24 protein-coding genes are annotated in these 24,578 nt (G+C 50.0%); 8 read left to right on the top strand and 16 right to left on the bottom strand.

The window, feature by feature from the left end; translation table 11 throughout:
- The first annotated feature begins 453 nt into the window (after positions 1-453).
- Entirely contained in the window at positions 454-1,644 is a 1,191-nt protein-coding gene (locus WCN91_RS12960) for an isocitrate/isopropylmalate family dehydrogenase (protein ID WP_342679701.1), read from the top strand.
- A gap of 21 nt (positions 1,645-1,665) precedes the next feature.
- Here the strand turns inward: WCN91_RS12960 and WCN91_RS12955 are convergent, their stop codons facing one another.
- The 3 genes from WCN91_RS12955 to WCN91_RS12945 all read right to left on the bottom strand — a co-directional run bounded on the left by WCN91_RS12955 (position 1,666) and on the right by WCN91_RS12945 (position 4,869).
- Positions 1,666-2,055, bottom strand: coding sequence for a hypothetical protein (locus tag WCN91_RS12955; protein ID WP_342679699.1), 390 nt, complete (start codon positions 2,053-2,055; stop codon positions 1,666-1,668).
- A gap of 266 nt (positions 2,056-2,321) precedes the next feature.
- A complete protein-coding gene (locus WCN91_RS12950) occupies positions 2,322-3,254 on the bottom strand; it encodes a LysR family transcriptional regulator (RefSeq protein ID WP_342679697.1) in 933 nt (310 codons plus the stop codon).
- A gap of 373 nt (positions 3,255-3,627) precedes the next feature.
- Positions 3,628-4,869, bottom strand: coding sequence for a DNA-binding protein (locus tag WCN91_RS12945; protein ID WP_342679695.1), 1,242 nt, complete (start codon positions 4,867-4,869; stop codon positions 3,628-3,630).
- Between the two features lie 176 nt (positions 4,870-5,045).
- Here WCN91_RS12945 and WCN91_RS12940 point away from each other — a divergent pair, with 176 nt between their 5' ends.
- On the top strand, positions 5,046-6,014 hold the full coding sequence (locus WCN91_RS12940) for an NAD(P)H-quinone oxidoreductase (protein ID WP_342679693.1): 969 nt from the start codon (positions 5,046-5,048) through the stop codon (positions 6,012-6,014).
- 53 nt (positions 6,015-6,067) lie between these two features.
- Here the strand turns inward: WCN91_RS12940 and metG are convergent, their stop codons facing one another.
- On the bottom strand, positions 6,068-8,101 hold the full coding sequence (gene metG / locus WCN91_RS12935) for a methionine--tRNA ligase (protein WP_342679691.1): 2,034 nt from the start codon (positions 8,099-8,101) through the stop codon (positions 6,068-6,070).
- Positions 8,102-8,269: 168 nt separating this feature from the next.
- Between metG and apbC the strand changes: the two genes are divergently transcribed.
- From apbC to WCN91_RS12920, 3 genes are all read left to right on the top strand, one after another.
- Positions 8,270-9,355 (top strand): iron-sulfur cluster carrier protein ApbC, encoded by a 1,086-nt coding sequence (gene apbC, locus WCN91_RS12930; protein ID WP_342679689.1) that lies wholly within the window; start codon positions 8,270-8,272, stop codon positions 9,353-9,355.
- Between the two features lie 2 nt (positions 9,356-9,357).
- A complete protein-coding gene (dcd, locus tag WCN91_RS12925; protein WP_105189543.1) occupies positions 9,358-9,948 on the top strand; it encodes a dCTP deaminase in 591 nt (196 codons plus the stop codon).
- Positions 9,949-10,107: 159 nt separating this feature from the next.
- A complete protein-coding gene (locus WCN91_RS12920; RefSeq protein WP_342679686.1) occupies positions 10,108-10,983 on the top strand; it encodes a hypothetical protein in 876 nt (291 codons plus the stop codon).
- Here the strand turns inward: WCN91_RS12920 and WCN91_RS12915 are convergent.
- Together WCN91_RS12915 and WCN91_RS12910 are read right to left on the bottom strand one after the other, a co-directional pair.
- Positions 10,980-11,795: a CLCA_X family protein gene (locus WCN91_RS12915; RefSeq protein WP_342679685.1), complete on the bottom strand. Its 816-nt coding sequence runs from the start codon at positions 11,793-11,795 to the stop codon at positions 10,980-10,982. The two genes, WCN91_RS12920 and WCN91_RS12915, sit on opposite strands and share 4 nt — an antisense overlap.
- On the bottom strand, positions 11,792-12,373 hold the full coding sequence (locus WCN91_RS12910; protein WP_342679684.1) for a tRNA-uridine aminocarboxypropyltransferase: 582 nt from the start codon (positions 12,371-12,373) through the stop codon (positions 11,792-11,794). Before WCN91_RS12910 ends, WCN91_RS12915 begins: the two co-directional genes overlap by 4 nt.
- A gap of 111 nt (positions 12,374-12,484) precedes the next feature.
- Between WCN91_RS12910 and WCN91_RS12905 the strand changes: the two genes are divergently transcribed.
- Both WCN91_RS12905 and WCN91_RS12900 read left to right on the top strand, forming a co-directional pair.
- Entirely contained in the window at positions 12,485-12,838 is a 354-nt protein-coding gene (locus WCN91_RS12905) for an Hpt domain-containing protein (protein WP_342679682.1), read from the top strand.
- A 74-nt stretch (positions 12,839-12,912) separates the two neighbouring features.
- Entirely contained in the window at positions 12,913-14,130 is a 1,218-nt protein-coding gene (locus tag WCN91_RS12900) for a pyridoxal phosphate-dependent aminotransferase (RefSeq protein WP_342679680.1), read from the top strand.
- A gap of 59 nt (positions 14,131-14,189) precedes the next feature.
- Here the strand turns inward: WCN91_RS12900 and WCN91_RS12895 are convergent, their stop codons facing one another.
- The 6 genes from WCN91_RS12895 to WCN91_RS12870 form a co-directional block, all read right to left on the bottom strand.
- Positions 14,190-14,864, bottom strand: a complete 675-nt coding sequence (locus WCN91_RS12895; protein ID WP_342679678.1) for a M15 family metallopeptidase — start codon at positions 14,862-14,864, stop codon at positions 14,190-14,192.
- Positions 14,861-15,988: a succinyl-diaminopimelate desuccinylase gene (gene dapE / locus WCN91_RS12890; protein WP_342679676.1), complete on the bottom strand. Its 1,128-nt coding sequence runs from the start codon at positions 15,986-15,988 to the stop codon at positions 14,861-14,863. Before dapE ends, WCN91_RS12895 begins: the two co-directional genes overlap by 4 nt.
- An 8-nt stretch (positions 15,989-15,996) precedes the next feature.
- Complete coding sequence (locus WCN91_RS12885; RefSeq protein WP_342679748.1) at positions 15,997-16,344, bottom strand: ArsC family reductase; 348 nt, start codon at positions 16,342-16,344, stop codon at positions 15,997-15,999.
- 198 nt (positions 16,345-16,542) lie between these two features.
- The gene (locus WCN91_RS12880; protein ID WP_342679675.1) at positions 16,543-16,926 is read right to left on the bottom strand and encodes an ACT domain-containing protein; all 384 of its coding nucleotides are present in this window, start codon (positions 16,924-16,926) and stop codon (positions 16,543-16,545) included.
- Between the two features lie 248 nt (positions 16,927-17,174).
- Positions 17,175-19,325: a phosphate acetyltransferase gene (pta, locus tag WCN91_RS12875; RefSeq protein ID WP_342679673.1), complete on the bottom strand. Its 2,151-nt coding sequence runs from the start codon at positions 19,323-19,325 to the stop codon at positions 17,175-17,177.
- 3 nt (positions 19,326-19,328) lie between these two features.
- Entirely contained in the window at positions 19,329-20,528 is a 1,200-nt protein-coding gene (locus tag WCN91_RS12870) for an acetate kinase (RefSeq protein ID WP_342679671.1), read from the bottom strand.
- A 176-nt stretch (positions 20,529-20,704) separates the two neighbouring features.
- On the opposite strand from WCN91_RS12870, the gene yfbV reads away from it, so the two are divergent.
- Positions 20,705-21,151, top strand: coding sequence for a terminus macrodomain insulation protein YfbV (gene yfbV, locus WCN91_RS12865; protein WP_342679669.1), 447 nt, complete (start codon positions 20,705-20,707; stop codon positions 21,149-21,151).
- On the opposite strand, the gene rlmA is transcribed toward yfbV, so the two are convergent.
- The 4 genes from rlmA to glsA form a co-directional block, all read right to left on the bottom strand.
- The gene (rlmA, locus tag WCN91_RS12860) at positions 21,136-21,945 is read right to left on the bottom strand and encodes a 23S rRNA (guanine(745)-N(1))-methyltransferase (RefSeq protein WP_342679667.1); all 810 of its coding nucleotides are present in this window, start codon (positions 21,943-21,945) and stop codon (positions 21,136-21,138) included. The two genes, yfbV and rlmA, sit on opposite strands and share 16 nt — an antisense overlap.
- Positions 21,942-22,571, bottom strand: coding sequence for an energy-coupling factor ABC transporter permease (locus WCN91_RS12855; protein WP_342679665.1), 630 nt, complete (start codon positions 22,569-22,571; stop codon positions 21,942-21,944). The genes rlmA and WCN91_RS12855 overlap by 4 nt, the downstream gene beginning before the upstream one ends.
- A gap of 5 nt (positions 22,572-22,576) precedes the next feature.
- Positions 22,577-23,386, bottom strand: coding sequence for an exodeoxyribonuclease III (gene xthA / locus WCN91_RS12850; RefSeq protein ID WP_342679664.1), 810 nt, complete (start codon positions 23,384-23,386; stop codon positions 22,577-22,579).
- Between the two features lie 127 nt (positions 23,387-23,513).
- Positions 23,514-24,521 carry a glutaminase A gene (gene glsA, locus WCN91_RS12845; RefSeq protein WP_342679662.1) on the bottom strand — a complete coding sequence of 336 codons (1,008 nt, stop codon included), beginning with the start codon at positions 24,519-24,521 and terminating at the stop codon, positions 23,514-23,516.
- Positions 24,522-24,578: the final 57 nt, after the last annotated feature.

The raw sequence follows: 24,578 nt of genomic DNA, 5'->3' as shown, positions 1-24,578 counted from the left end.
CACCTATCGCGCTATTAATATAATGAATAATCAATACGCTAGCCTGGAATTAGCAAACTAACTAAGACCTTGGTATAACTTAAAAAAAGTGACCAGGGTCTGTTGACCTTTGTTGTTTGTTTCTGCAGCAGTTTGTAGTGTATTTATACAAGGCGGCACATGTGTGGTGTAGTTATTCTACATAAACATGTAACAACGCAGTAGAAATGCGCTACAAGCGCTGCCCTACGGGTTCATCTAAACGCATCCTGCTCTGTGTTACTCGCTATGAACATAGGCGAGCAAGACCGAAGCAATGCTTCGCAGCTTAGCGAGGTGAGCGCATGGATGCGCGATGTAACCAAGCTTCATGGATGAATTTGACCACATAAATTAGTGATTATATTCATCAGAATGCGTTTAGATTGAACATAAAGTAAACCGCAAAGATAAACAGACCCTAGGAACACCCTTATGACACAGCAGCAGAGTTTAGCGGTAGCCTATATAGATGGCGATGGCATAGGCCCGGATGTGATGCCCTTGGTGCGAGGGTTGGTGGATCTTGTACTTAAGCGCTGTTATGGCGATAGCCAGAAAATCAGCTGGCAGCCGTTATTACTCGGCGAGCAGGCAGCCAAAGAGGGAGATGGCGAATGGTTCCCGCAGGCCACCATATCGGCGCTGCGTGAACTTAAGGTAGCATTGAAAGGGCCCATGAGTAGTGCCATTGGCGGCGGCTTTCGTTCGCTTAATATTGCCCTGCGTGAAGAGCTGGATCTGTTTTGCAATATGCGGGTGATCAAGACCATACCCGGTTTACCTTCACCGCTCAAAAATCCCGATGGCATAGATTTGGTGGTCTTTCGTGAATGCAGCGAAGACAGCTTTGCCAGTATTGAGCTGGCTGCCAATAGCCCGGATGCAGGGCGTTTGATTGAGGTATTGGAGCAGGAGCTTGGCTATCATAGGCTACGTTTTGTTGATAACTGCGCTCTTGCCATTAAAAACTGCTCACAAGCGGCCACCGAGCGGCTGATAAAACAAGCTGCCGACTATGCCATTAGTCAGAGGCGAAAAAAAATCACCCTGGTGCATAAAAGTAATGCCTGGCAGCTCACCGAAGGTCAATTCCAACGCTGGGCGCTTGATTATTTGCGTAAAGAATATCAACTGACAGTAAGTGATTGTCAGCAGCACTATCTTTTGCCCGGTGCCGGGGGCACTGAGATACAAGTTGAGCAGATGATGCTGGATCAGGTGATGCAGAGGCTGCCACAACAGGCCGACAGTTTCGATGTGATGGTGTGCAATAACCTGGCGGGAGATCTTATCGCCGATTTAGCGGCATCCCTGGTCGGCGGCGTGGGTATTATCCCGAGCGTCAATTGTAACCATGAGCTGGCCTTGTTTGAGCCCAGTCATGGGCCATTTCGGCGTATTGCCGGCAGCGGTCTGGCCAATCCCTGTGCCAGTGTTTGGGCGGCGGTCTTGATGTTAGAGCACTTGCAGTTGAATGCGGCGGCATCAAGCCTGTTTGCCGCCTTAACTGAGGTGGTTGCCAGCCATGAACAGCTGTTCCAACTGGATACGCGCAGCAGCTTGGAGCAGGGCGTACCCACAAAAATGGTGATCGCCGCCATAATTAAGGCCTTGCCATGCTAAACAAAGCCTAAGCTGTTTTAATTAAGCGGCAATCGCACCTTGAAGCAATTGGCGGGCACGCAGACGAGCGGCGTCCTTGCTGCCTAATCGCGGCGCCAGACCAAGTTCATCAAGCATGATAAACAGCATGGAGACCGGAATAGGGCAGTTGTTTTCATCAAGAATATCCGCTTGTGTGTTGTTGACACTGGCGGCGTTCGGGTAGTGCTCGCGTAGCGCATCCAAGGTCACCTTGTTGTCGCCACAGGCGCGGCAACGGCCACCAAACTCATCATTAAGCTGTGCCAAGGCTTGATAAAACTCTTCAAGGTTCATGGGCGAAGCACAGGCTTGCAGCTGAGTGCGAATAAAAAGATCTAATTCAGTATTAATATGAATGCAGTCGTAGTGTTTGTATTGGCGTCTTAGCATGGGTGCCTCCATCGGCTTGTTGTTGCTGTAATACCAATTCACTTAAATAGCTAATCATTCTAGCGGGCTAAATATCGCGCTAACTGTGTTGAAATTTTTATATGTAGAATAACTACATAAGAGAAATTCCGCCTTGTTATCACATCATTTATCCAGCGCTATCTCTGATCACATACTTAACAGAATTGGTATAACTTACCTTAGAGCCAAACACTCTATTAATGAAATGGATGATATCGATATCAGGTATTGATGCTATAAATTATCTAGGTGTAACTTTGTAATTGTTGTCTTAGCCAGATATGGGCCGGGCTGTGGTGTACCAATGGGCTCCAGAGCATGGAGACGCCAATGGGCACTATGGGGAAGGGTACGGCACACAGGGCCAAAGGCGCCTTGCTGGTGGTGATAATATGTTCTGCCAGGCGCCTTGGTAAAGTGGCGATGAGCTGTGAGTCTGCACACAATGCGGGGATCAGGCTGTGATGGCGGGCGTAGACGCGAATATTTCGACGCTCACCTAATTGCACCAGAGCTTGATCAACCCAGCCTAATTTTTGCGGCTCACGGTTTTTGATCATCGGCTCTGGGCCAAAACCGCTGCGGTTAAGCCATACATGCGGGTTGGCCAGATAGGTCTCGAGCTCCAGGTTTTGTTGTAGCGGGTGCGTCTTGGCGGTAAGGCAGCAGTAGTTGTCTCGCCACAAAGTGGCCTGATGAAACGAGGCGGGCATACGGGTAAAACGGTCAATGGCGATATCGACCTGGCCATGTTCAAGCTCGCTTAGGGTGACATCACTGGGATTGATCAGGTCGATATTAATGCCCTGATAGGCACTGAGCACCTCGCTAATAAAGGGCACGAGCAAAGAGGCTACCAAAAACTCATTGGCCATAATGCGAAAGGTATGTTCGCTGCTGCTTGGGTCAAAGTCTTGCTCTTGTGTAGTGATAGCCTGCGCCAGGGTCAGAAAGTGTTCTAACTGGGGCTGCAACGCCAAGGCTTTTTCGGTGCACATCATGACACTGCCGCTGCGCACCAATAAAGGGTCGCCAAACAGGTCGCGCAGCCGTTTTAAGGCGTTACTCATGGCACTTTGTGTCAGTGCCAGCCGGTTTGCCGCCGCAGAGACGCTGCGCTCCTCGATAAGGATATGCAAATACACCAATAGATTAAGATCGACCTGACGTAAGTTCATGCTTCATCCACAAGAATATTATCTAACCAATACTCTATCCTAGCCGCCAGGATAAAGCTAACCACAGCAACGGCTTAAGGTATTTTCATTATTGATAGTGATTATACCAATTCACTTAAATAGCTAATCATTCTAGCAGGCTAAATATCATGCTAACTGTGTTGGAATTTTTTTATGGAGAATAACTACATAAGAAAGATCCCGCCTTGTTATCACATCATTTATCCAGCGCTATCTCTGATCACATACTTAACAGAATTGGTATTTGCCGCCGCGCGGGCGCAGCAGCGAAAGTTATTGGCAAGGGGAGAAAAGTTGTGGTGATGGCAGTGGGCATAAATTGTAAAAAGGCGCCAACTCGGCGCCTCATTTTTTATGCTCTTTGGGCGGAACTCATGCCATCACCCATGTACTTTTTTGCTTCTTCATTGTCCTCCGTGCGCAAACGCTCAAGCTCGGCATGGGTTTCAGCCAGGCTTGACTCCAGTTCGCTAAGACGACTTTGCGCCAGGGTTGCACTCTTAGACAAGCGCTCCAGCGTTGAAGTTGAATTTTGCTTCAAGAAGGTGATTTGTTCACCAAGGCGTTTATTCTCATCGATAATACCCTGAGTTTCAGCGTCTTTATTCGCTAAGCGCTCTTCCAACTCTCTGATTTTTTGCTGGGATTGATCGTTACTGGCGGTCAAACGCTCAATGGTAGACGCCGAGTTATTCTTTAAGAAACGCACTTGCTCATGCAGCTTGTCATTTTCTTGCTGGGCTTGCGCATGGGTCTCTTTAAGCTCTTGTAGCTCTTGAGTCTGTCCCTTGTTTTGCTCACGTAGCTGACGAATGTCTTCGCGCTGGCTCTCTTGGTGCTTGGCGGCGATGGCGCTTTGCTCTTTGAGCATGCTGTTTTCGGTTTTCATGCGCTCAACCAAAGGCTGCTGCTCTTCTATTTGCTGCTGCAAACGTTCGATTTGCACGTCGATATCGGATTTTTCCTGCTCTAACTGACTGTGTTTGTGGACTAGTTCGTCACGTTGTTGCAGTAATTCATCGCGCTCTTGGGCAAGGGCGGCATAATCATTATCGAAGTTATCGATACGCTGTTTTAGGGTAGCAATTTTTTGTTCGTTTTCTGACTGGGCTGCTTCAAGTTGCTGTTCAGCGCTGGCCAGTTGCTGTTGCTGTTGTGCTAATTCGGCTGCTTGGGCATCAATTTGCTCTTGGCGGGCGGCAACCTTGTTGTTTAGTTCTTCATTTTGCTGGGATAGTTGCTGATATTGCTGCTGCAAGTTATCTAGACTTTGCACCGCGAGTTGCTCGGCCTGAACCATTTCTTCTAGCTGTGCCTGTACTGGGGCGAGCTGGGCATTGGCAAAAGCCTGAGATTGTGCCTTAAAAGCCTTCACAAATTGTTCTGAGAACTCAATATCCATACCGCTTACCTGGGTCGGTTGTTGTGTATCTTGTGGACGAGCGGAGCGGTCCTCGCTGCGCCATTGGCGGTAATGTTCAAGTACGCTCGAGCGCTCACCGTTAACACGTTGTAATAAAACTTCCAGTGTGATTGGTGTACCGGCGCGATGCAGCTCGTCACAAATGGCTTTTATTTCATTATATTGAGTCATCAATCTATCCTCCCAGCAGATTTTTTTAGGATAGCATTAAAACAGTTACCGAGTACAAATTCTAATAAAAATATTCTAGTTAATTTCTCAGTAGCGGCTCATAATTACTATTTTAGTTGTAGTTCTATCCTAACAGGTACAATCTCAATCATACTACGACAATTTGGTATTACACAATGCTAACAATTAATTTAAATGAAAATAAACAGCTAGTTATCGTCGAGTCAACAAGGATTCAGGCTAAAAAAGAGCAATTACTGATAAAAGTCAGTGCAGCGGGCGTTAATCGCGCCGATTTATTACAGCGCCAAGGCCATTATCCGCCCCCTCCCGGGGATAGTCCTACTTTAGGGTTAGAAGTGTGCGGTGAAGTGGTTGCCTTGGGTGAGGGAGCCGACAATAAATGGCTGGGTCAAGAGGTAATGGCGCTGTGCGCTGGTGGTGGTTATGGTCAATATGTGGCCGTGGATCAGGGTCACTGTCTGACGCTACCTGCTAATTTTAGCGCCTTGGAAGGGGCGGGCTTTTGTGAGGTGTTTTTAACCGCTTATGATGCTCTGCGTCAGTATCCTGGGTTTGGCGCCGGGCACACCCTCTTGGTTCATGGTGGTGCCAGTGGCGTTGGCACGGCCGCGATTAAGTTGGCCAAGTATTTTGGCGCCAAGGTGGTGGTCACTGTGGGCAGTGAGCAAAAGCGCCAGGCCTGCTTGCAACTAGGTGCCGATGTGGCGATAAATTATCGTCAAAGCGATTGGTGGGAGCAAATGCGTGCCGAGGGTTTGAATGCCGACTTGGTGATAGACCCAGTCGCCGGTGACTATCTTAATGCCAATCTTAAGGTGTTGGCTCAAGACGGTAAAATCGTTATTTTAGCCATGCTTGGCGGGCGTTATTGCCAGCAACTGGATGTCGCCAGGGTCTTGCAAAAACGTGCATCAATAATCGGCTCTACCTTGCGTAATCGCAGCAGCGAATATAAATCAGTTTTGGTTAAAGAGCTGCTTCAAAGGTGTGAGGCGGGCATGCAAAGTGGTGAGTTAACTCCTGTGATTGACTCGGTTTATCCATGGGAAGAAGTAGAGCTAGCCCATCAGCGTTTAGCGCAAAACGCCAATATAGGTAAGGTGATCTTGGTACATAAATAGAAAAGGCCAGCGTGATGCTGGCCTTGAGTCTGTGTGCTGACACGCAGTAATGCTTACATCACTCGCATACCTGGCTTGGCGCCGTCATGAGGCTCCAGCAGGTAGATTTCATCCTTGCCAGGGCCTGCCGCCAGCACCATGCCTTCAGAAAGGCCAAAGCGCATCTTACGTGGCTTAAGGTTGGCAACCATTACAGTGAGTTTGCCAATCAGCTGCTCTGGGCTGTACGCAGATTTAATGCCGGAAAATACCTGACGTTGCTGACCACCCAAATCTAGGGTTAGTTTAAGCAGCTTATCGGCACCTTCAACATGCTCGGCATTGGCGATAAGGGCCACGCGCAGGTCTACCTTGGCAAAGTCATCAAATTCGATTTCATCCGCCAGCGGGTCTTTTTTTAACTCGCCGTTGTCGGCTACTTGCTCGAGTGCTTGGCTTTGTGGCGCCAGGCTTTCTTTTGATTCATCAACCATGGTGTTGACCTTATCCATTTCCACACGCTGCATCAGCGCTTTAAACTTATTGATAGGCTGACCTAGCAGCGGCTTATCGACACCATCCCAAGCCAGCTCATCGTTTAAGAAGTCGCTAACATTAGCGGCCATGCCCGGTAAAATTGGGCGCAGATAGGTCATCAGGATACGGAACAGATTCAGACCCACGCTGCATACCTCATGGGCTTGCTGCGCCGTGTCTTCGTTTTTAGCCAAAACCCAAGGCGCTTGTGCATCAATATATTGGTTGGCTTTATCGGCCAGGGCCATAATGCTGCGTACTGCACGACCAAATTCACGGTTTTCATAGTGCTCGGCAATGCTGTCTTTGGCTGCTGCAAACTCGGCTAACAGGGCTGGCTCGGCATTGGTGTCGCTTAGCTTGCCATCGAATTTCTTGGTGATAAAACCGGCGCAGCGGCTGGCAATATTTACTACTTTACCGACTAGATCTGAGTTAACGCGCTGGGCGAAATCTTCCAGGTTTAAATCCAAATCAGTAATACCACCGCTTAGTTTGGCGGCAAAGTAATAACGCAAGTATTCAGGGTCGAGATGATCTAAGTAAGTACGAGCCTTAATAAAGGTGCCTTTTGACTTAGACATCTTGGCGCCATTGACGGTTACAAAACCATGGGCGAAAACATTGGTCGGCTTTCTAAAACCGGCGCCTTCAAGCATGGCTGGCCAAAACAGGCTATGGAAGTAAATAATGTCTTTACCGATAAAGTGATACAGCTCAGCATCGGAATCTTCACGCCAGAAAGCGTCAAAGTCGATACCGTTTTTATCACACAGGTTTTTAAAGCTGGCCATATAGCCTATAGGGGCGTCCAACCACACATAGAAGTATTTACCCGGCGCGCCTGGGATTTCAAAACCGAAATAAGGCGCATCGCGGCTGATATCCCACTGCTGCAGGCCATCGGCAAACCATTCGTCTAGCTTGTTGGCCATTTCATCTTGAATACTGCCCGAATGCAGCCAACCTTTAAGCATGCCTTCAAAAGCAGGCAGGTCGAAGAAATAATGCTCCGAGTCGCGCAGCACTGGAGTGGCGCCTGACATTGCAGAGCGCGGCGATTTTAGTTCGGTCGGCAAGTAGGTGGCGCCACAGGCATCACAACTGTCGCCGTTTTGGTTTTCTGCATCACAGCTTGGGCAGGTGCCGGTCACAAAACGATCCGGTAGGAAGATTTGTTTTTCCGGGTCGAACAACTGCGAAATAGTACGCTTTTTAATATAGCCACCGTCGTTAAGGCGGTTATAAATAAGCTCGCTTAGCGCTTTATTCTCATCCGAGTGGGTGCTGTGGTAGTTATCAAATTCGATATTAAAATCGGCAAAGTCACGTTGGCGTTCAACGCTAACCTTGGCAACCATTTCCTCAGGGCTGATCCCTTGCTTCTGTGCGTTTAGCATAATTGGCGTGCCGTGGGCATCGTCCGCACACACATAATAGGTTTCATGTCCTTGGGACTTTTGAAAGCGAGCCCAAATATCGGTTTGAATGTACTCAAGCATGTGGCCCAGGTGTGTAGGACCGTTTGCATAAGGCAGGGCGCTTGTAATGAGAATTTTTCTCTTTGCCATAAGGTGCTTATTCCATCTCAGATAGGAACACCCAGATCATCGAATCAAGGCGCTGTAGCGCGATGAAGATTCGTTGCCTAGGGTGAATAGACTGGTGTTAATGCCCTGAATGTTACATAATTTAGCGGCACATTTCATTACGCTTCTTTAATTATTTATGCAGTTACTATGTTTGGATTAGGCTCAGGTAAAAAACCCTCTTTGTTTTCAAAACGACGGGGTTCACAATGGCAGCAAGAATATAGGCAACATCTGGGTCGCTATCGTAGCGCCGCCTTCCCCGTAGGGGTGCCAGAGTCGGCAGTACAGGCCAGCTGTGAGCAAGGTTTATGCAGGCTTGTTATGCCCTTCGCCTGTGCCCAGGAAGCGCCGGAACTCGGTGCTTTTTTAAGCGAGCAATTGAGCCGCGAGATACAGGTGGACATTGAAGTGCAGTTGGCGGAAAAACCGCGTTTTGCCAAGATTAAACACATTATTATGGTCGCCTCCGGCAAGGGCGGTGTGGGTAAATCCACCTGTGCCGTCAATCTGGCCATGGCACTGCGCCACGAAGGAGCGCGAGTTGGCATTCTTGATGCCGATATTTATGGTCCTTCTATTCCCTTATTGCTGGGTCTGCAAGGTCAGAAACCTCAGGCCAAAGATGAGAAAACCCTGCTGCCCATGGAAGCCCATGGCTTAAAAGCTCAGTCTATCGGCTTTTTAGTGGACCCGGACGATGCCACTGTGTGGCGCGGGCCCATGGCATCCCAGGCTTTGGTACAACTGTTGAATGAAACCCAGTGGGGCGAGCTGGATTATCTTATTGTCGATATGCCTCCGGGGACCGGCGATATTCAGTTGACCATGTCGCAAAAGGTACCGGCATCGGGGGCGGTGATCATCACCACACCACAAGATTTAGCCCTGGCCGACGCGCAAAAAGGGGTGGCCATGTTCAATAAGGTGAGCGTGCCCATTATAGGTCTGGTGGAAAACATGAGCCAGTTCCAATGCCCCCACTGCGGCGAGTCGAGCCATATTTTCGGCGCCGATGGGGCGGTGCAGCTATCCCAGCGCTATGGCGTGCCTATTTTGGCGCAATTACCACTGGCGATGGAAATTCGTCAATGCTCCGAGCAAGGCGGTGACCTGAGCGACGACTATCAGGATATGGCGGCTTATTTTGCCGCGGCGGCGCGCCTGTGCGCCAGCCAGCTTTATTATCAACAAGGCGCTCAACAGGGCGTAGAAATTATTATAACGGACGACTAACCATGCGTTTATCAGATACCCATATAAAAGAATACCTAAACGATCAGCGCATTGTGATCACCCCGCAGCCCGACGAGCAGATGATCTCAGGCGTCAGCGTCGATTTGCGCCTGGGCAATAAATTTCGCGTGTTTCAGGATCACTGCGCGCCGTATGTAGACTTAAGTGGCCCAAAAGAGCAGCTTAACGCGGCGATGGAGTCCATTATGAGCGATGAAATCGTCATCAAAGAGGGCGATGCGTTTTTCCTGCACCCGGGCGAGCTGGCCTTGGCCATTACCTATGAATCTGTGACCCTGCCGGCGGACATCGTTGGTTGGCTTGATGGCCGCTCATCCTTGGCCCGTTTGGGCTTGATGGTGCATGTGACCGCACACCGCATCGATCCGGGCTGGAGTGGCAATATCGTACTTGAGTTTTATAATTCCGGTAAGCTGCCATTGGCGCTGCGCCCGAATATGAAAATCGGTGCACTGAGCTTTGAAACCCTTTCAAGCCCGGCGGAAAAGCCCTATAACGCCCGTGTAGACGCCAAATACAAGGGACAAAACAGTGCCCTGGCAAGCCGAATTGGTGATGAAGGGCAGCAATAAGCTGTCAGGATAATCTGTAGGAGAGGATTTGCGCATTGCAAGTGTTTGATGCTCATTGATAGCTAAACGTCCATAAATGGACATAATGGAGGTTTATTTGTTTTTTTAACATGGTGTTACCATTTTGTTTGGTTTATGTTTTTAAATGGAGTTTGATTTATGAAGTATATATGTAAAGTAATTATTTTGGGTTCGCTATTAATCGCGCCATTAGTTAATGCGAACAGTCAAGTAATTCAGGATGTATGCAATACTTGTTTCACAAACTCTCAGTATGAACAGCGCGTTATTGCACTTATCAAGAGCCACAGCATACAAGCTATCCCAGCAAACTTTTATATCTATAATTACGAACATAACGTTATAAAAAAATACAGTGGCAGCTCTGAATTATTGGATGAAGGGGGCATAATGTCTTTATCTATAGCGGAGAGGGAATACTATGTTACGCCACTGGCGTTAAGTTCAATTGAGTCAACAAAGTTTAGTGCAGCCGTATACGGATATCATGCTATAAAATCTAATTTGCAAGATACAGTTATTCCTAGCAATATCGTCGACAGTGCCTATTCATTGGTTGGTGTAAGCTACAAAGAAAATGATCTTGCCGACTACTACAACGAAAACATGACATTTACTGATAAAATGTCTGAGTTCTTAGCCGCAGCAGCTTCCGTGACAGGCACTCTCCCCAATGTAAAAATCGTCGTTGAAGTGCCCTTGAGTGATCACAGCACGGCTCTCCTTCGGTTAGAAGGGATCGATAAAGATGGCACGATAAGATTGAAGTTTATGGAGGGTAGGGACAGTGATAACAATACTATCTCAACTAATGCAACTCACTATACAAAGGGTTCGTATCGATTTACCCAACAAGGCAACGATGGCATTGCGCGTATGCTGGACGCCGCCAGAAGATTAGGTGTACCAATAAGTTATGGTGAAGGCTTAGGTTATACTGGGGGTGACAAACTTCTGAGTTGCAGTGAAATAGGTGGAGAGACTATCTGTACCATAACCAGAGATCCTCTTTAATAAGGTTTTGTGCTCCTTTCTATAGCCTTTGGGGCTCGGCTTATTGAGCTTCCTAAGGCGGCAAAATAGCGGCTAAAGCAGGGTGCCAGTTGCGCCGCTTCTTGGTCATTGGGGAAGGCGCCCAGGCGTGCCAATTCCCCCTGCTTGGTGCCACTGACCAAATACTGGTTTTTTATCTCGGCATTTTGCACATAGTGTTCAAATGCACGAGCGCTCAGCTCTTCGGGCATGGCCAGATAATATTGACCAGCACTGGCATCAAGTAGAGCACAGCGCTTTAAATAGGCGGAGCTATCTGTGCGCTGCTCGTTTAACAGGATATGGGGCAAGAGTTGTAACAGGGGCTGATTAAGTCGGTGCTCATTATAGTCATTGCGGCTAAGCCAGAGTTTACTGGCAAAGGCGCGCTGCGGCGTCGGCCCGGTAAATAAAAAACGGCTAATGTAATGATCAAAGGCATGCCACCATTCATGGGCAAAGGCGCCACTGCCGGCGTTTTTAGCCAAAGCCAGGGTGCGGGTGCTGCTTTGGTAATGGGCTTGGACCCCAAGGCGGCCGCCTTGTGCAAAGGCCAGGGTTAAGCTCTGGCGCAGGCCAATGACTTCTGGAGGAACCGCCAGTATTTGGGTGAGATCCGCTAAGGCATCGTAAACCAGGTTTGCTGCTCTTTGGCGCTCTTCATTATTGACCCAGCGTCCCACACTGATGGCCCGCAGGCCAAAGGTGGTACGCACCTCACTAAAATCCACATCCACGCCAAAGCGATAATCCGGACCGCGGCGGTACTTATCCGCCATAAGCGATGAGGTCATTTTTGATAACGCTGCTTAACGGCGGCGGGCATCTGCTTGGTTTGCATGGTGACAAAGCCATCAAGCAAGTTCAGCAAGGGGCGGGTGTCGAGCCCTTCTAATTGCGCTAAACAATAAGCGCTGGCCTCAAGTGTTGACAGGCTTTGCTCACGGTTGGCCTTGCGAATATGGTAGCGATTGGCAGGAACCTGAGCAAAACTCAGCGCCTTTAGCTTATGTAGCCAGGGATTTTGTTGCCATAACCTATGCACCTTACTCCAGGTGCCATCGAGGACAATAATATGCTCAAAGGGTGCGGTGCATTGCTTCACCGGCTCCGCTGTGTCACTGGGATATAAGAGCGCGCAGGCTTTATCGGCAATGGCGCGTACTTCGGAAAAGTCCTCAGGGTGCTCGCCCACGCACAGCTGCATATTGGTCAAACCCAGTTGTAACAAAGGAGTGGTGCTTTTGGCCTGCTTTTGTTCGTGAGGATGTTGCAAAACCCAAAGCTTAATGCGGTTGTTTACCTTGCTGATATAGGGGCAAACACAGCTGCTGGGCGGGTAATGACAGTGAGAGCAAAGAGGGCGAGCCATAGTGACATTGGGTTTTACTGATATATGGCGTTATTGTACTGGTTTTCGCTATTTGCTCCAAGGTGTGCATTTGCTATTCTGGGCGCTGATTTACGAAGGAAAACGGATAACATGGATATAAAAATTGATGAATCGGCCTTAATGGCGATGCAAGATTTACTAGGCGAGCATTTCGATGACACCTTGGCATTTTGTTTCAGTGAATTCAGCCGCTTACATGGAGCCTTTGAGCAAGCGCTGGACACGGAGCAAAGCGATGCTATTCGCAATATCCATAGTTTAAAATCTAACGCCGCCCAATTTGGCGCCGTCACCTTGGCGGACACGGCGCGCATCATAGAGCATGGCTTGAGCCAGGGTGAGCGCCAAGTATTACAGGCGCAAATTGATGCGCTGCCCGGCGTGATAGAGCAAAGCATTGTGCTGCTCAAACAGTGGCAACAACAAATTGAAATTAATTCATAGCTAAGGGCATATCGTATATAGCTATTTCCCTCTTGTGTCGATAATCTAACGGTAATAATTTGAAGGGGGAAGGCATGTCAGAAATATTAAAAAGTCAGAAGTTACATGGGGTTTGCTACGATATTCGTGGCCCTGTATTGGCTGCCGCCAAGGCCATGGAAGATGAAGGGCAAAAGGTACTTAAGCTTAACATCGGTAATCCAGCGGCCTTCGGCTTTGATATGCCCGAAGACATGCTTAAAGATATTATCCGCAACCTTAGCTCAGCGCAGGGCTATTGCGACTCCAAGGGTTTGTATTCGGCGCGAGTGGCGGTTTATCAGCACTATCAACAGCGCGGTTTGCATAACCTCAGCATAGACAATATTTTTATCGGCAATGGTGTCAGTGAGCTTATCCAAATGGTCACTCAGGCACTGGTGAACAATGACGATGAAATCCTCATCCCGGCGCCGGATTATCCCCTGTGGAGCGCTTGTGTCACCCTAGCCGGCGGTAAGGCGGTGCATTATCGCTGCGATGAGCAACAGGACTGGTTCCCGGATATCGAAGATATTCGCAGCAAAATAACCTCCAGAACCAAGGCCTTGGTGCTTATTAACCCGAATAACCCAACCGGTGCTGTGTACAGCAACGCGCTCTTGCTTGAGTTAATCACTTTGGCCCGCGAACATAATTTACTGCTTTTGAGCGATGAGATTTACGAAAAGATTCTCTATGACGGCACCACTCACAGCTCTATTGCTTCTTTGTGCGATGATGTACCTGTGATCACCTTTAACGGCTTGGCGAAAACCTATCGCGCTGCCGGTTTGCGCATCGGCTGGATGGTGTTGAGCGGACCAACGCAGCGTATGAGCGATCTTATTCAGGGCTTAGACATGCTGGCCTCCATGCGTTTATGTGCTAATGTGCCGGCTCAATATGCGGTGCAACAGGCCTTGGGTGGGGTGCAATCCATCGATGCGCTAATCGAGCCCGGCGGTCGTTTATACGAGCAGCGCAATATTGCCTGGCGGGGGTTGAACGATATTCAGGGTGTCAGTTGTATCAAGCCTCAGGGTGCGCTTTATGCTTTTGCCAAGGTGGATACCAAGCGCTTTAATATCAGCAATGATGAAACCATGGTGCTGGACTTGCTGAAACAGGAAAAAATCCTCTTGGTGCATGGCCGTGGTTTTAATTGGCCGGAGCCGGATCACTTCCGTGTTGTATTTCTGCCTCATAAGGATGAGTTGGAACCGGCGATGCAGCGCTTAGGTCGCTTCTTTGAGCGTTATAAACAAGAGTAGTAAGTTAGAATTTAAGAAAAGCAGCGCACTGGCGCTGCTTTTTGCTTTTTATGAAGTCTTTATTCTGGGTCGCAGAGTGTGAGCACATAGCGTTCATAGAGCTCATCAAGGTGAGCAATAATCACTTCTTTCCCTGCCACCTCAGATTCAATCAGTGCATCGGCTATGGTGCCCGGGTTTTGCCAACCTTGTAACGTCTCGGCACTGCTTACATGACTGATATGCCAAGGCTCGGCGGCAACACCGCCCTGATATTTTAAATAGGGGCGATAAAAACCAAACTCCTGCAGGTGCTCCCCGAGCCAAAGATTAAGATTGGCAAAGGGGCCGGTGTCGGCATACTCATCCGGGCTGAGCTGCAATTGATAATCCTCGGCTACCACACTTGGGTCCCAGACATCAAAATCACTGCCGAAGTGATGGCGGCTGGCACCCGGCAGCGCCGAGTAAAGCATAATGGCATGCAGGCGTGCCAATGGTGACAGGCTAGTCAGGTCAACCACTTGTTGCTGGGCATCAAAAACAGGCCGCACACCTTGATACTTGTTATTCCAAATCATCGCCTGGCGGGAAAAGGAGCGAAACGCCGAGGCAATGCGCAAGTCAATGCCATCGGCTTGAGCACGGCGTTGCAGGCGCTGGAAGTCCGCCAGCGCTTCACGGTTGAGGCTATGGCCTTGCCAGTCACACAAGTGTTCTTCACTGCGCCCGGTGGCGCACAAGGCGAGCCTCATGTGAGCAGCCGCCTTAAGATCCCTTCGTAGATCAGCGCTAGTTTTTCCAGGTCATCACAACTGACACACTCATCGACCTGATGAATGGTGGCGTTACGTGGCCCTAGTTCAATCACTTTGGCACCTGTGGGAGCAATAAAGCGGCCATCTGAAGTGCCACCACTGGTTTGCAGCTCGGCCTGATACCCCATCTGCTCTTCAATGGCACCTTGTACCGCTGTGGTGAGCTCGCCGGGCTCGGTGATAAAGGGTTGGCCGTTGTGCGTCCAATCGAGGTCGTAATTAACCTTATGCTCACCTAGCAGGGCCACTACGCGGGATTTGATCTGCTCGGCGGTCAACTCTGTGCTATAGCGGAAGTTAAATTGCACCTCCAGCTCGCCAGGGATCACATTCCCCGCGCCTGTACCGGCATTGATATTAGAAATTTGCATGCTGGTGGCGGGGAAAAATTCGTTGCCCTCATCCCATTTTTCCTGACACAGGGCCTGTAAGAAGCCACTGGCATGGTGCACCGGGTTATCGGCCAAATGAGGATAGGCCACATGACCTTGCTTGCCCTTTACCGTCAAATACGCGGTGAGTGAGCCACGGCGGCCATTTTTAACCACATCACCGAGCTTGTCGGTGGAAGAGGGCTCACCGACAATGCACATGTCTATTTTTTCATTACGAGCTTCCAGGGTGTCAATTACCCTTGTGGTGCCGTTGATAAAGGGGCCTTCTTCATCCGAGGTGATCAAAAATGAAATTGATCCCTTATGTTCGGGGTGGCTGGCGACAAAGCGCTCGGTCGCCACCACCATGGCGGCAAGGGAGCCCTTCATATCGGCGGCGCCGCGACCATGTAAATAACCCTCATGCTCGGTGGCAGCAAATGGCTCAAAGCGCCATTTTTTTTCATCGCCCACGGGCACTACATCGGTATGGCCAGCAAAGCACACATTGGGCTTGTCCTGACCCTTACGCGACCAGGTGTTAAGGGTATCGACGAAAAACATAGGCTCATTGGTAAAGCCTATTTTTGCCAGACGCTCGGCGATAACATGCTGACAACCGGCGTCTTTTGGGGTTACCGAAGGACGGCGGATCAAGTCTTTAGCCAGGTCAATGACTGCGCTCATAGTCTTTCCTATGCAAAAATGGCGTCGTATTCTGCTGCCTTAAAGCCAATTAAATGATGCTTGTCGGTGCGCAGTATTGGGCGTTTGATTAAGGCAGGTGATTCCAGCATCAAGGTCATGGCCAGCTCCTTATCCAGCTGCTGCTTTTGTTCATCGCTAAGCTGGCGGTAAGTAGTACCGCGTTTATTAACCATGGCTTCCCAGCCGAACAGGGCTTCAAGTTCAGTAAGTAGTGCCAAGTCCAGGCCCTGTTTGCGATAATCATGGAATTGGTAATCTACATTATTATTTTCTAAATGTTTTTTTGCTTTTTTAATGGTATCGCAGTTACTGATACCGTACATAATAGTGGTCATAATCTGTCTGTAGTTTTCGTTGCCGATAAAGAGTAAGGGTTCATTGGCCGCAACCTGTTGATAGCAAGAGCAAATCAGCGGCGACGACGCGAGATCAGGGTTCATGATAGCGGCCAAGGGCGCAGATTTAAACTGCCGCAGGTCGAAATAAGCAATTTCTTCTTGGCGCCTTAAAGCGCAGCAGTTGCGCGGGATGCTTTATGAACGTACGTTATAGCCTTCTTTTTTTAACGAGTTCATGGCGTTTTTAGCATCTACGCCTTTAACTAGGATGTAATCCGTATCAAAGGTGGAAATGGCAAAGATAGAGATATTTGCCCGGGCTAAAACCCCGGAGATATTTGATAAAATGCCGGTAAGGGAAAAGCCCAGTGGCCCCAGTACTTCGAGTGCCACCCAGCCTGGCTCCTGCCCCAGGCTATCAAGGGCGATATCACTGATGCAGACGATGGACAGCTCTTCGGTGGTTTTACCGACAAAGTAGACCTCGCTTTGAAAAATAATACTCGGGATGGCAGCGGTGCTGTCGAAGCTATGAATGGTAAATTCATGCGGGAGTAATTGAAGCGTTTGTTTGGCCATACCGTTCCCCTTAGGTTAAGTCCAAGTTATACCTAATAAGGGCTATTTATGCCAATGCAAGTTGCTCACAATTGCTGTGGATAAGTTTGGGGGTAGGGTGGTCGGTAAGTTGTATCTGTTTGAAATTGTTTGGATTATTTTGGTTGGTTGTTTATTGATCAGCAAGAGCTCGTTGTTGCTGATAAGGAAATAAAAAAGGCACAGCATCGGCTGTACCCTTCTTGTTTTTTGCTCTAGCCTGGCAGCAATTAGGCCTTGGCCTGATCCGCCTGAATTGCGGTAAGAGCTATGGTGTAGACAATATCATCCACCAAGGCGCCGCGGCTAAGATCGTTCACCGGTTTGCGCATTCCCTGCAGCATAGGCCCTATGCTAACCAGATTGGCACTACGCTGTACCGCCTTGTAGGTGGTGTTGCCTGTGTTCAGATCCGGGAAGATAAACACGGTTGCCTGACCGGCCACTGGGCTGTCCGGCGCCTTTTTACGGGCCACATTCTCCATGATAGCGGCATCGTATTGCAGCGGCCCGTCGATGATAAGATCCGGGCGCTTTTGCTTGGCCAGCTCTGTGGCTTCACGCACCTTTTCAACATCGGCACCGGCGCCTGAACTGCCTGTGCTGTAGCTGATCATAGCCACTCGCGGCTCAATGCCAAAGGCGCTGGCGGAGTCAGCGGATTGAATAGCTATGTCTGCCAACTGATCGGCGGTTGGATCAGGATTAATGGCGCAGTCGCCATATACCAGCACCTGATCCGGCAGCAGCATAAAGAAGACAGATGAAACCAAAGACGAGCCCGGCGCGGTTTTGATCAACTGCAGTGGCGGGCGAATGGTATTGGCTGTGGTGTTTACTGCGCCTGATACCAAGCCATCTACCTGGCCCTGGGCCAACATCATGGTGCCGAGCACCACATTGTCTTGCAGCATTTCTTCGGCCACCACTTCGGTCAATCCCTTGCTCTTACGCAGCTCCACCATGGGCGCCACATAGTCACGACGGATCTGCTCTGGGTCGACAAGATGCACGCGCTCATTTAGTTCAACACCTTGTTGTTCGGCAATGCGGGTGATCTCCGCTGGGTCACCTAGTAGCACGGTATTGGCAATGCCACGCTCGCCACAAATAGCTGCTGCTTTTATGGTGCGCGGCTCTTCGCCTTCCGGCAGGACTATAGTTTTATTGGCGCGACGGGCCTTGTCTGTTAACAAATAACGAAATGCTGGTGGCGACAACTTACGGGTTTTTTGCGATTGCTGCGCCAGGCTATCGAGCCAGTCGGAGTCGATAAAGGTGGCCTGATGGGATTTTACCTTGTCGACACGCTGCTCATCATCGCAGGGTACTTCTAAATTGAAGTTGTGCAGCAATAAAGAGGTGCGCCAAGTATCGTGCTCGGTGGCAAGAATAGGCAATCCGGTTTGCTCCATGGCCTGTTGGCACAGCTCCATAATACGCGGTTCCGGCTCAATGCCGCCGGTGAGTAAAATGGCGCCTATCTTGGTGCCGTTCATGGCCGATAAACAACCTGCAACCAGGACATCGGAGCGGTCGCCCGGCGTTACCAGCAGGACCCCGGGAGAAATATGGTTCAGCAGGTTAGACACAGTGCGGGCACAGAAGGTTACCCGGCGCAGGCGGCGGTGCAACAGGTCGCCTTGATGAATAATGCGGGCATCTAAATAATTGGCCAGATCGATGGCACGCGGGGCCACCAGTTCAAAGTCCCAGGGAATGGTGCCAAGGAGTTGGAACGGATGCTTGCGAAATAGCGGCATAGACGCCAGTCGGTTCACTTCGTTATCCAGTAAATCCGGATTGAATTGCTCTACCAGGTCAGCGCGGGCACGGCCTTGCTCATCAAGCGGCGCATTAACCTTATTGAAAATACAGCCTAATACGCGTGGGTGGGCAATGCCACCATAGTTGCCAGCGGCGATTTCTAACTTATCTTCAAGCTCTTCCACCGTGTCGTTGCCCGGGGTCAGCACAAAAACGATATCGGCGCCCAGAGTCTGTGCAATTTCACGGTTAACACGCCCGGCATAGGGCTGATTACGGGTCGGTACCATGCCCTCGATAATGGCGATTTCATCGTCGTTAATGCCGCTTTCAAAACGCTCAACGATTTCTTCAAGCAAGGTATTGCCCTTACCATCGCCGATCATCTTTTCCGCATAGGCCAGTGAAATCGGCTCCGGCGGGTTAATGCTCGAACCAATTTTTACTATGGCGGTGGACTTTTCCGGGCCGCATTCGCCACGACGCGGCTGGGCTATGGGTTTGAAAAAGTTGACCTTCAGTGCTTTTTGTTCCAAAGCCCGCACCAAACCCACCGACACCGAAGTCAGACCGACGCCGGTGGATACGGGAATAAGCATAATACGTCTAGACATGATTTAGGCTCCTTTAGCCAGACGCGCAGCATCTTGGCAGATCATCCATTCTTCATTGGTCGGCACCACCATGGTGGTAATAAGGCTGGTTTCGCTGGTAATGACGCCACTTTTGCCGAAACGGGCGGCCAGGTTACGCTGCTCATCAATTTGACAGCCGAGGAAGCTCAGATGCGCAAGTACCTTGGCGCGAATAATATCCGAGTTTTCACCAATACCGCCGGTAAAGACTAAGGCATCCAAACCCTTTAACGGCACCAGGTAGGCGGCAATTTGTTTGGCCAGGCGGTAGCAGAAGATATCCAGCGCCAAAGTCGCCTGCTCGTGTCCCTCTACATAGGCTTCTTCTATGGTGCGACAGTCATTAGAGAGTTCGCTAATGCCGAGTAAACCGCTTTGCTGATTCAACATGGTGTTGACCTCGGCGACCGAGTAACCAAGCTGACTGGTAAGGTAGTCGAATAAACCCGGGTCGATATCGCCGCTGCGAGTACCCATCACCACGCCCTCTAACGGCGTTAGACCCATGCTGGTATCGACGCTGGCACCATTTTTAATGGCGCACACAGAGCAACCGTTACCCAGGTGGGCGGTGATCAAACGATGATTGTCCGCCGCTAACCCCAGCGTTTCAACGGCCTGAGTCGAGACATAATGATGGCTGGTGCCATGGAAGCCGTAACGGCGCACACCATGCTCTTTATATAAAGAATAAGGGAGTGCATATAAGAACGCGTGTTTTGGCATGCTTTGGTGGAAAGCGGTATCAAACACGGCCACCTGCACTAGTTCAGGAAATGCCGCTTGCGCTGCCTGAATGCCGGTCAGGTTGGCAGGGTTATGCAGTGGCGCTAGTTGGGCGGTCTGAGTAATGACGTCAAGCACGTCCGGGGTGATCACTTGAGAGCCGGTAAACTGTTCACCGCCGTGCACTACACGGTGACCAACGGCGATTAAATCCTTGGCCAGATCATATTGGTGGATCAGCGTGACTAGGGTGTCGATGGCGATTTTGTGATCGGCACCGGCAGGTAAAGCGTTTTGCTCTTTGTTGCCGACGAATTTATACTTTAAAGTGGCGTCGTCGTTATGCAGACGCTCGGCTAAACCGCTTAACAGTTCATCGCCGCTGCTGGCGTCGATAACTGCGAATTTTAGGCTTGAGCTGCCGCAATTTATAACTAGGACGTGTTGTACAGACATTTGGTAGACCCGTGGTTGAATATCAGAAATTAAACCCCACGTTTACCTAAAGTAATAGCTTTTAACCTGGTAATAATAGCTATGATCAAAGGCTAGATTTAGACTAAGGTATTATTGCAGTGGGACCGGCTATTTTACCTTATATTGCCACTAAACGTTAGTTGTAAGGGGCGTAAATGCAAAACAGTATGATGGCACAAATTCAACAAGGGCATAGCTACGCCAAACTCTGGCCGCTGCGACGTGAGCTGGCCCCCATGTTTGTGGAAAACCGTATTATCAGTGCCACCTTGTTCGCCATTAAGGTGATGCCGCTGCTGGCGCTCACCAGCTTAGTGGTGCAATTGCAACTGCTGGGGCAGTATTATTTGGGTCCGGCACTGGCCTGTGCCTTATTAATTTTATCCTTGCCGGTGCAAGGTTTGTTGTGGCTTGCCAAGCGCGCTTCCTCGCCGTTGCCGCCAGCTTATGCCCATTGGTACAAGGAGCTATATACGAAAATGGTGGCGCAGGGCTACCAAGGCGCCCCGGCTAAGGCCAAGCCACGTTATCGAGAGCTGGCCCTGTTGCTAAAGGATGTGTTTGATAAAATGGACAAGGCCTTTCGTCAGGAACTCTTTTGAAACTCGCTGAGGTAAAACTCGGCCTGCACCTTAAACTGCGGCTGTGCAGCAAGCGCAGCCAATTGTTCGACGCTAAACTTCCAGGCAAAGGGCGTCATTAAGGCCAAATCTCTGGCCTGCTCGCCGCTAAGGGTCAGGGTCTGGCTAAGTAGTTGCTCGGCGCTGCGAGTAAAGCCGGTGGGTGTGTCTACCTGTTGATGCTCGCGCACTTCATTATAAATAATCTCTTTTAGCTCGGCTAAATGCTTGGGGCCGGGGGAGGCCACCACCAGATACCCTTGTGGCGTTAATAAGCGGGCGCTTTCTTCGGCAAAAATGGGCGCAAACACGCTGGTCACCACGGATGCAGAGCCCGTATTCAAGGGGATCTGTTTACTCGAGGCCACCACAAACTCGCAGTTGTTATAGCGTTTGGCGCCATAGCGCACCGCGGGTTTGGCAATATCTATGCCGTATACCTGAGCATTCTCTTGTAGCTGGTTTGCCAGCTCATGGGTGTAGTAGCCCTCACCACAGCCCATGTCTATCACCCCGGTGTCGCTTTGGTGCAGAGCAGCGACGCGCTCAGCCAAGGCCTGGCGCAGAAACTGATAATGGCCGGCGGACAGAAAACGGCGTCGGGCTTGGACCATGTCCTGATTGTCGCCGGGTTGTTTCGACTTCTTGTATTGCACCGGTAATAAATTGATATAGCCTTCTTTGGCGTAATCGAATTGGTGGCCGGTGTCACAGCTTAGGCTGTTACCCTCACGGGTTAAGGGCTGTTGGCATAAGGGGCAGCAATAAGCACTCATGGTGCAAGGTATTCCTTATCGTAAAAGGTGCGCACCCAGTGCGGGCGGTAGATCACCAGCAGGGTCATGGCCATGCCGGTGAGCATGGCTTCGGGGAACCAGATAAGCGCACTTAAAATCACATAGTTATCCATCAGCATAGACCATTCATAGGTGCCGATAGCCCAATAATAGAGCGCACCGACAAGAATTTTCAGGCAATTGGCCAGCGCCGCACAGAGAAAACTACAGACGAAGATATAGATAAATAAATGACGCGGCAGCAGGTTATAAACCAGCACAAAAACGCCATAGCTAAAGTAAATGGGGATAAGCGCCGTGGTGATAGCAAACACAGCGGCATTTTCCCAAGGTATGGTTGAAAAGCTCGCAAGCAAGGCGGTGGCAAGCACAGCCGCCAGGCTGGCTAAACGCCAACCTAAAATCAGGGTCACCGCGGTAATGCCGAGAATATGTATATCCAGGCCCGGGACTATCCCCGCCTTAATGCGCCACAGCAGTGCCAACACCAGGGCACAGGCAAAGAGCCCGGTTTGTCTTGCCGGACGTTGCCACAAACCGCTCACACTGGCTTTATCCAGGGTGAAAAACAGTATAAGTAAGACGGCGATAAAGCTTACGAGCATGGCAATTAGCCCTCGAAGGTGCTCCACACAGGGGCATGATCCGATGGCTTTTCGATGCCGCGCAGTTCATAGTCTATGCCGCTTTGCGCCAAAGTTTGCGCTAAGGCTGGAGTGGCCAGAATAACGTCGATACGCAGGCCGCGGTTGTCATCAAAACCCTTGGAGCGGTAATCGAACCAGGAATATTGGTCGCCAGTATCCGGGTGCAGTTGTCTAAAGGTATCTACCAGACCCCAATTGGTTAGGGTGGCCAGCCATTGTCTTTCTTCTGGTTGGAAGGAGCATTTACCGGTTTTTAGCCAGCGCTTTTTGTTGGCCTCACCTATGCCGATATCCAGATCGATTGGCGAAATATTAATATCACCCATTACTACTAACTTGCTGTCGGCGCTGTATTGAGTGTTTAGCTCGGCCATCAGATCGCTGTAAAACTGGCGCTTATAAGGGAACTTGGTCTCATGGTTGATGTTATCGCCCTGGGGGAAATAACCATTAAGCACGGTGACATCTTCCCCCTGAGCATTTTCCACTGTGACCGCTATCATGCGCTTTTGGTGCTCATCGGTGTCGGTGGAGAAGCCTTTTTTCACCATTTTAGCCGGCTGCTTGGTCAGCATGGCCACGCCGTAATGGGCTTTTTGACCATGGAAATACACGTGATAACCCATGGCCTCGACATCAGCAACGGGGAACATTTCATCATGCACCTTGATTTCCTGTAAGCCGATCACATCCGGTTGGTGCTTGTCGATAAGTGCTTGAAGTTGATGAAGGCGAGCGCGTAAGCCATTAATGTTGAAAGAGATTATTTTCATTGGCGATAAATGATGAAAGTTATTATAAGTAGGGCGCCAGTGTAGCATTTTGCGCTCTTAGAAGGAATCGTCAGAGCCAGGCATGGGCGCTTTTTAACGGCCCATGCCTTGTAGCAAGAATTACAAATTAATCCTGGCTACTAAAGATATTGGCCTTGGCTTTTTCGGCAATATAATCAATGGCCTTTTGCGCTCTAACGCTGTTACCGGCCGCATCGAGGCGCGGTGAAAAGGCAGCAATGGCGAATTTGCCCGGCATAATGGCAATAATGCCGCCGCCGACCCCGCTTTTCGCCGGCAAGCCGACCGTATAGGCCCATTCGCCGCTGGTTTCGTACAAGCCTGCTGTGCTCATCACCGCCAGCACCCGCTCAACATTGTCGGCGCTCATCAATTTTGCACCGCTGATGGGGTGAGTGCCGCCGTTGGCCAGCACCGAGGCCATAATAGCCAGGTCTTTGGTGGTTACGCCCACGGAGCACTGACGGGTGTAAATATCCAGGTTGATATCCACATCGCCGTAAAAACGCCCGTAAGATTGAAGCAGCTCGGCAATGGCCAGGTTATGGCCATTACTGCTGGACTCGGAACGATACACATCCTCTAGTACAGCCAGCTTGGTGGTGGCAAATTGTCCGTACCAGGTACTGATCGCTTGCCATTTTTGTGCGGCGTTCTCGCCCTCTATCAGGCTGACTGTGGCCATGGCTCCGGCATTTACCAAGGGATTGACAGATCTGGCCTGATTAAGCTCAATGGCGGTGACCGAGTTAAAGGGCAGGCCGGTGGCATTGGCGCCGATTTTATCCAAAATGGCCGCGGGTCCTTGTTGCTCCATGGCCAACGCCAGGGTAAATACCTTGGAAATAGACTGAATGGAAAAGTGACTGTCTATGTCGCCCCGGGTAAAAACCTTGCCGTCTGTGGTAACCAGGGCAAGGGCAAATTGCTCGCTGTCGACCTTGGCAAGAGCAGGTATATAATCCGCATTGGCGCCGCTTTTTTCGTCTTTATACAGGGTGTGGGCTTGAGCCAGTATCTGCTCCACCTTGGTGCTGTCGTTTGCGCGGGCATCGACTTGGCTGTGCAGGCCAAGGGCCGATACCAATATCAGTGCATACAGTATTTTTTTCATTTATAGCCGTCCTTATCACTCAATGCCTATTGGGCTCTATGGCCAAGTAAGCTGGGG

It is taken from the genome of Pseudoalteromonas qingdaonensis, from assembly GCF_038739665.1.
Taxonomy (GTDB): Bacteria; Pseudomonadota; Gammaproteobacteria; order Enterobacterales; family Alteromonadaceae; genus Pseudoalteromonas; species Pseudoalteromonas qingdaonensis.
Note: the sequence above shows the minus strand (reverse complement) of the source record. Positions and strands in the feature narration are given on the sequence as shown.

Bases quoted from the DNA above. Each gene is read 5' to 3' on its own strand.
- WCN91_RS12905 (WP_342679682.1), top strand. From the start codon at position 12,485: ATGGATATAAAAATTGATGAATCGGCCTTAATGGCGATGCAAGATTTA.
- WCN91_RS12955 (WP_342679699.1), bottom strand. From the start codon at position 2,055: ATGCTAAGACGCCAATACAAACACTACGACTGCATTCATATTAATACT.
- metG (WP_342679691.1), bottom strand. From the start codon at position 8,101: ATGGCAAAGAGAAAAATTCTCATTACAAGCGCCCTGCCTTATGCAAAC.
- WCN91_RS12880 (WP_342679675.1), bottom strand. From the start codon at position 16,926: ATGGCCAAACAAACGCTTCAATTACTCCCGCATGAATTTACCATTCAT.
- WCN91_RS12870 (WP_342679671.1), bottom strand. From the start codon at position 20,528: ATGTCTGTACAACACGTCCTAGTTATAAATTGCGGCAGCTCAAGCCTA.
- pta (WP_342679673.1), bottom strand. From the start codon at position 19,325: ATGTCTAGACGTATTATGCTTATTCCCGTATCCACCGGCGTCGGTCTG.
- WCN91_RS12910 (WP_342679684.1), bottom strand. From the start codon at position 12,373: ATGGCTCGCCCTCTTTGCTCTCACTGTCATTACCCGCCCAGCAGCTGT.
- xthA (WP_342679664.1), bottom strand. From the start codon at position 23,386: ATGAAAATAATCTCTTTCAACATTAATGGCTTACGCGCTCGCCTTCAT.
- rlmA (WP_342679667.1), bottom strand. From the start codon at position 21,945: ATGAGTGCTTATTGCTGCCCCTTATGCCAACAGCCCTTAACCCGTGAG.
- WCN91_RS12895 (WP_342679678.1), bottom strand. From the start codon at position 14,864: ATGAGGCTCGCCTTGTGCGCCACCGGGCGCAGTGAAGAACACTTGTGT.
- dcd (WP_105189543.1), top strand. From the start codon at position 9,358: ATGCGTTTATCAGATACCCATATAAAAGAATACCTAAACGATCAGCGC.
- WCN91_RS12920 (WP_342679686.1), top strand. From the start codon at position 10,108: ATGAAGTATATATGTAAAGTAATTATTTTGGGTTCGCTATTAATCGCG.
- yfbV (WP_342679669.1), top strand. From the start codon at position 20,705: ATGCAAAACAGTATGATGGCACAAATTCAACAAGGGCATAGCTACGCC.
- WCN91_RS12950 (WP_342679697.1), bottom strand. From the start codon at position 3,254: ATGAACTTACGTCAGGTCGATCTTAATCTATTGGTGTATTTGCATATC.
- WCN91_RS12940 (WP_342679693.1), top strand. From the start codon at position 5,046: ATGCTAACAATTAATTTAAATGAAAATAAACAGCTAGTTATCGTCGAG.
- WCN91_RS12900 (WP_342679680.1), top strand. From the start codon at position 12,913: ATGTCAGAAATATTAAAAAGTCAGAAGTTACATGGGGTTTGCTACGAT.
- apbC (WP_342679689.1), top strand. From the start codon at position 8,270: ATGTTTGGATTAGGCTCAGGTAAAAAACCCTCTTTGTTTTCAAAACGA.
- WCN91_RS12855 (WP_342679665.1), bottom strand. From the start codon at position 22,571: ATGCTCGTAAGCTTTATCGCCGTCTTACTTATACTGTTTTTCACCCTG.
- WCN91_RS12885 (WP_342679748.1), bottom strand. From the start codon at position 16,344: ATGACCACTATTATGTACGGTATCAGTAACTGCGATACCATTAAAAAA.
- WCN91_RS12945 (WP_342679695.1), bottom strand. From the start codon at position 4,869: ATGACTCAATATAATGAAATAAAAGCCATTTGTGACGAGCTGCATCGC.
- glsA (WP_342679662.1), bottom strand. From the start codon at position 24,521: ATGAAAAAAATACTGTATGCACTGATATTGGTATCGGCCCTTGGCCTG.
- WCN91_RS12915 (WP_342679685.1), bottom strand. From the start codon at position 11,795: ATGACCTCATCGCTTATGGCGGATAAGTACCGCCGCGGTCCGGATTAT.
- dapE (WP_342679676.1), bottom strand. From the start codon at position 15,988: ATGAGCGCAGTCATTGACCTGGCTAAAGACTTGATCCGCCGTCCTTCG.
- WCN91_RS12960 (WP_342679701.1), top strand. From the start codon at position 454: ATGACACAGCAGCAGAGTTTAGCGGTAGCCTATATAGATGGCGATGGC.